Origin of the sequence: Ramlibacter sp. (assembly GCF_013697775.1) — a bacterium.
Lineage (GTDB): Bacteria > Pseudomonadota > Gammaproteobacteria > Burkholderiales > Burkholderiaceae_C > Ramlibacter.
The window spans coordinates 1-5160 of record NZ_JACCWG010000115.1 but is presented as its reverse complement, the minus strand read 5'-3'; the positions used below and the strand labels follow the sequence as shown (position 1 = coordinate 5160).

The following is a 5160-nucleotide window of genomic DNA, read 5'->3' as shown; positions in this document are numbered from 1 at the left end:
GCCGCCCACATCCTGGCGCCGGCCGACGGCACCATCGTCGCGCTGGACCCCGACATTCCGCCCAAGCGGCAGCGCCTGCGCTTCGCCGCCGCCGGCGCCGGGCTGCGCTGGGTGATGGACGGCAAGGAATTCGCGCGCGGCGCGCAGGCGCAATGGCTGCCCTGGCCGGGGCGGCACCGGGTGGAACTGATGGACGACAAGGGCCGCATTCTCGACACGGTGCGCATCGAGGTGCGCGGCGCCGGCGTCCGGCAGCCGGGCTGACATCCGGCACGTCATGTCATGTCAGAAAAGCGACTGCTGCGAGGCGCTACCATGCCGGAATCCAGGAGACAGCCGTGCCAGTGATCACCAACATCGAAGACCTGCGCCTGCTCGCGAAACGGCGCGTGCCGCGCATGTTCTACGACTACGCCGACAGCGGCTCGTGGACCGAGTCCACCTACCGCGCCAACGAGGACGATTTCAACAAAATCCTGTTCCGCCAGCGGGTGGCGGTGAACATCGACGACCGCAGCACCCGCACCACCATGATCGGCCAGGACGTCGCCATGCCGGTGGCGATCGCGCCGACCGGTCTCACCGGCATGCAGCATGCCGACGGCGAGATCCTGGCGGCGCGCGCGGCCAAGAAATTCGGCATCCCGTTCACGCTGTCGACCATGAGCATCTGCTCGATCGAGGACGTGGCCAAGGGCACCGACGGCCACCCGTTCTGGTTCCAGCTGTACGTGATGCGCGACCGTGCCTTCATCGAAAGCCTGATCGAGCGCGCCCGGGCCGCCAACTGCTCGGCGCTGGTGCTCACGCTGGACCTGCAGATCCTGGGCCAGCGCCACAAGGATCTGCGCAACGGCCTGTCGGCGCCGCCGAAGATGACGATTCCGAACATCATCAACCTGATGACCAAGCCGCGCTGGTGCATGGGCATGCTGGGCACGCAGCGTCGGCAGTTCGGCAACATCGTCGGCCACGTCAAGGGCGTGGAGAACATGGGTTCGCTCGCCGAATGGACGGCCAAGCAGTTCGACCCGCGCCTGTCCTGGGCAGACGTGGAATGGATCAAGAAGCGCTGGGGCGGCAAGCTCATCCTCAAGGGCGTGCAGGACATCGAGGACGCGCAGCACGCGGTGGACAGCGGCGCCGACGCGGTGATCGTGTCCAACCACGGCGGCCGCCAGCTCGACGGCGCGCCCTCGTCGATCTCGGCCCTGCCGTCCATTGCCGACTCGGTGGGCAAGCGCATTGAGGTGCACATGGACGGCGGCATCCGCTCCGGCCAGCACGTGCTGAAGGCGGTGGCGCTGGGCGCCAAGGGCACCTACATCGGCCGCGCCTTCCTGTACGGCCTGGGCGCCATGGGCGAGGAAGGCGTGGCGCGCACGCTGGAGATCATCAGGAAGGAACTCGACCTGTCGATGGCTTTTTGCGGCCGCACCGACATCCGCAAGGTCGACCGCGGCATCCTGCTGCCGGGGTCGTACTGAGGCTCGGCCGGACGGGCTACAGGATCTGCTGCCACGGCGGGCGCGCCAGCGCCGCGGCCAGGCAATCGATCAGCACGCGCACCTTGGCGGGCACCCGCCGCCCGCCGGGAAACACAGCGTAGATGCCGGTGGTGCGCGGGCGGTAGGCCGGCATCAGCGCGCGCAGCTGGCCGCTCGCCAGCAGCGGCGCCGCGATGAAGGCGGGCGCGTAGGCGATGCCGTGGCCCGCGATGGCGGCGGCGATCAGCATCAGGCCGTTGTTCGCATGCAGCCGGCCTTCCACGCGCACCGCCTCCAGCCCGTGCGGGCCGTCGAACAGCCAGTCGGCCGGCGCGCCGTCGTACACCAGGCAGTCGTGCCGCGCCAGGTCCGAGGGCGCGTGCGGCGGCTCGCGCGACTGCAGGTAGCCGGGCGCGGCGCACAGCAGGAAACTGTCCTGCGCCAGCTTGCGCGCGGCCAGGCCCGAGTCGGGCAGCTCGCCGATGCGCACCGCCAGGTCGTAGCCCTCGTCGATCAGGTCCACCTTGCGGTCGGTGAGTTCGATCTGCGCGCTGACCTGCGGGTGTGCCTGCAGGAAATCGGCAAACAGCCGTCCCAGGTGCAGCACGCCGAAGGACAGCGGCGCGCTGATGCGCAGGTGGCCGCGTGGCGCCTGCTGCAGCGCGCCAGCTTCGGCTTTCGCCTCCTCCACCGCTTCGCTGATGTGCGCCACGCGCGCCTGGAACGCGACACCGGCTTCGGTCAGGCGCAGCCGCCGCGTTGTGCGCGCGAACAGCCTGACGCCCAGCCACGCCTCCAGGCCGGCGATCTGCTTGCTCACCGCCGCCGGCGTCAGCCGCAGCTCGCGCGCGGCGGCCGAGAACCCGCCGGTGGCGACCACGCGGGCAAACACGTTCATGCTCGACAAGCGGTCCATGGGAGCTCTCCGATTCGATCCGATTGGTTGAAGATGTTGTCCTTGTGCATGGTATTGCCAACGCAAAGTGGCAAAGGCCCAATCGTCCGCATGAAACAACTCGATGGAAAAGTCGCTCTCGTCACCGGCGCGGCGCGCGGCATCGGCGCCGCGGTGGCAAGGCGCCTGGGCGCCGAAGGCGCGCAGGTGGTCGTCAACTACAGCCGCAGCCAGGAGGCAGCGGACGCGGTGGTGCGGGACATCGTGGCCGCGGGCGGACAGGCCGCCGCCATCCAGGCCGACCTGGCGGAACCGGGCGCGGTGGAACGCCTGTTCGCGCAGGTGGACGCGGCCTTCGGCCGGCTGGACATCCTCGTGAACAACGCCGGGCGCTTCGATCGCAAGCCGCTTGCCGAGTGCACCGAGGCCGACTTCGAGGCCATGTTCGGCCTGAACGTGCGCGCCGTGTTCCTCGCCGCGCGCGAAGCGGCCCGGCGCATGGGCCCGGGCGGGCGCATCGTGAACATCGGCAGCAACAACGCCGACCACGTGCCCTACGACGGCGGCGGGCTCTACGTGGCCGGCAAGGCCGCCGTCGCGGGCTTCACGCGCGCCTGGTCGCGCGACCTGGGCCCGCGCGGCATCACCGTCAACTGCGTGCAGCCGGGCTCCACCGACACCGACATGAACCCCGCGGACGGCGAGCGCGCGGCGCTGCGCAAGCAGATGTCGTCGCTCGGGCGCTACGGCGAGCCGCACGAGGTGGCGGCGCTGGTGGCTTTCCTGGCCGGCACCGAGGCGGGCAACATCACCGGCGCCAGCTTCGACATCGACGGCGGCACGAACGCCTGAAGGCATGGACGCGGCCGGCGCATCCGGCCGCTGCAAAATGCGGGTTCATGCCTGCCCCGCTGCGCCGCATCGCCCACCTCGACATGGACGCCTTCTTCGCGTCGGTGGAACTGCTGCGCTATCCGCAGCTCAAGGGCCTGCCGGTGGTGATCGGCGGCGGACACGGCGAGGCCGATGCGCGCATGCGCGAACGCTACGCCGGCCAGCCGCTGTCGCAGATTCCGGTGGCCGCCTTCCCGCTGCTGAAGGACTACGTGGGCCGCGGCGTCATCACCACCGCCACCTACCCGGCGCGCCAGTTCGGCGTGGGCTCCGCCATGGGCATGATGAAGGCGGCCAAGCTGTGCCCGCAGGCACTGGTGCTGCCGGTGGACGGCGACGAGGTCAGGCGCTATTCGCGCGGCTTCAAGGCGGTGATCCGCGAGATCGCGCCGGTGATGGAGGACCGCGGCGTGGACGAGGTCTACATCGACTTCACCGAGGTGCCCGGCGGCCAGCGCGAAGGCGGCCGCGTGCTGGCGCGGCTGATCCAGAAGGCGATCTTCGACAAGACCGGCCTCACCTGCTCGATCGGCGTGGCGCCGAACAAGCTGATCGCCAAGATGGCCAGCGAGTTCGACAAGCCCAACGGCATCTCCACCGTGTTCGACGCCGACGTGCAGGCGCGCATCTGGCCGCTGCCGGTGCGCAAGATCAACGGCATCGGCCCGAAGTCGGAAATCAAGCTGCACAAGCTGCACCTGCACACCATCGGCGACATCGCGCAGCAGCCGCGCGAGTGGCTGGTCGACAATTTCGGCAATGCCTACGGCGCCTGGATGCATGACGCCGCCTGGGGCCGCGACGACCGGCCGGTGGTGACCGAAAGCGAGCCGGTCTCGGTGAGCCGCGAAACCACCTTCGAGCGCGACCTGCATGCGGTGCGCGACCGCGCCGAGCTGGGCGCCATCTTCACCGACCTGTGCGTGCTGCTGGCCGGCGACCTGCAGCGCAAGGGCTACGTCGGCCGCACCATCGGCATCAAGCTGCGCTACGACGACTTCCGCACCGCCACGCGCGACCTCACCATCGACCACTACACGGCCGACGCCAAGGCCATCCGCCGCGCCGCCGGCCAGTGCCTGAAGCGCGTGGACCTCACGCGCCGGCTGCGGCTGCTGGGCGTGCGCGTGGGCAAGCTGGCGAAAACCGGTTCGCCGGAAACGCAGGTGGCCGAGGCCGCCGCCGGCGCGCAGGCCGCAGGCCACCGCGCCGCGGAAGCCATCGCCGACCTGTTCGGCCCCGGCTGAAACAAACCGAAAAGAATCGAAACCGCGCCGCGATGACGGTGCGGCGCCGCGGCGCGACCATCGGTGCCTGTTCAACACACCGAGAGATTCCCATGAAACCCTGGATCCGCCGCGGCCTGTTCGGCATTTTCGGCGCCTCGCTGCGCTGGGCGCGCTCACCGGCTGCGGCCATCGCTACGACCACCACGGCTGGAACGGCGACCCGTCGGCACACGCCGAGATGCGCGGCAAGATGATCGAGCGCATCTCCCGCCGCCTGGACCTGAACGAGGAACAGAAGAAGCGCCTGACCGTGCTGGCCGACCGGATGCAGGAACAGCGCGCCGCATTGCACGGCAGCGGCGGCGAGCCCCGCGAGGAGATGCGCAAGCTGGTGGCCGGCGACAAGTTCGACCGTGCGCGGGCGCAGGCGCTGGTGGGCGAGAAGACCGCCGCCGTCAACACCAAGAGCCCCGAGGTGATCGCGGCGCTGGGCGACTTCTACGACAGCCTGGATGCCAAACAGCAGGCCTAGGGAGATTCTGAACAAGCGTCGATTGCAGATGCTTGTGCGGATTCGACGGCGAATCTAGGCCTGATGAGGTGCGTGCAGAGGCCCCCCGCAGGTGCTGGCGGCCTATGAGCGCCGCTGCGGGCG

At 69.8% G+C, this 5160-nt stretch carries 5 protein-coding genes and 1 pseudogene; 5 read left to right on the top strand and 1 reads right to left on the bottom strand.

The features are described from left to right. Together H0U68_RS06120 and H0U68_RS06115 are read left to right on the top strand one after the other, a co-directional pair. Positions 1-264: pseudogene (locus H0U68_RS06120) on the top strand (penicillin-binding protein 1C); the annotation flags it as partial. Positions 265-338: 74 nt separating this feature from the next. After that, entirely contained in the window at positions 339-1487 is a 1149-nt protein-coding gene (locus tag H0U68_RS06115) for an alpha-hydroxy acid oxidase (RefSeq protein WP_296353686.1), read from the top strand. 16 nt (positions 1488-1503) lie between these two features. Here the strand turns inward: H0U68_RS06115 and H0U68_RS06110 are convergent, their stop codons facing one another. Continuing rightward, on the bottom strand, positions 1504-2403 hold the full coding sequence (locus H0U68_RS06110) for a LysR family transcriptional regulator (protein WP_296353684.1): 900 nt from the start codon (positions 2401-2403) through the stop codon (positions 1504-1506). 90 nt (positions 2404-2493) lie between these two features. Between H0U68_RS06110 and H0U68_RS06105 the strand changes: the two genes are divergently transcribed. The 3 genes from H0U68_RS06105 to H0U68_RS06095 all read left to right on the top strand — a co-directional run bounded on the left by H0U68_RS06105 (position 2494) and on the right by H0U68_RS06095 (position 5037). After that, positions 2494-3234 carry an SDR family oxidoreductase gene (locus H0U68_RS06105; protein WP_296353682.1) on the top strand — a complete coding sequence of 247 codons (741 nt, stop codon included), beginning with the start codon at positions 2494-2496 and terminating at the stop codon, positions 3232-3234. Between the two features lie 47 nt (positions 3235-3281). Further along, positions 3282-4523 carry a DNA polymerase IV gene (locus tag H0U68_RS06100; RefSeq protein WP_296353681.1) on the top strand — a complete coding sequence of 414 codons (1242 nt, stop codon included), beginning with the start codon at positions 3282-3284 and terminating at the stop codon, positions 4521-4523. A 67-nt stretch (positions 4524-4590) separates the two neighbouring features. Beyond that, positions 4591-5037, top strand: coding sequence for a Spy/CpxP family protein refolding chaperone (locus H0U68_RS06095; protein ID WP_365730860.1), 447 nt, complete (start codon positions 4591-4593; stop codon positions 5035-5037). The last annotated feature ends 123 nt before the right edge of the window (positions 5038-5160 follow it).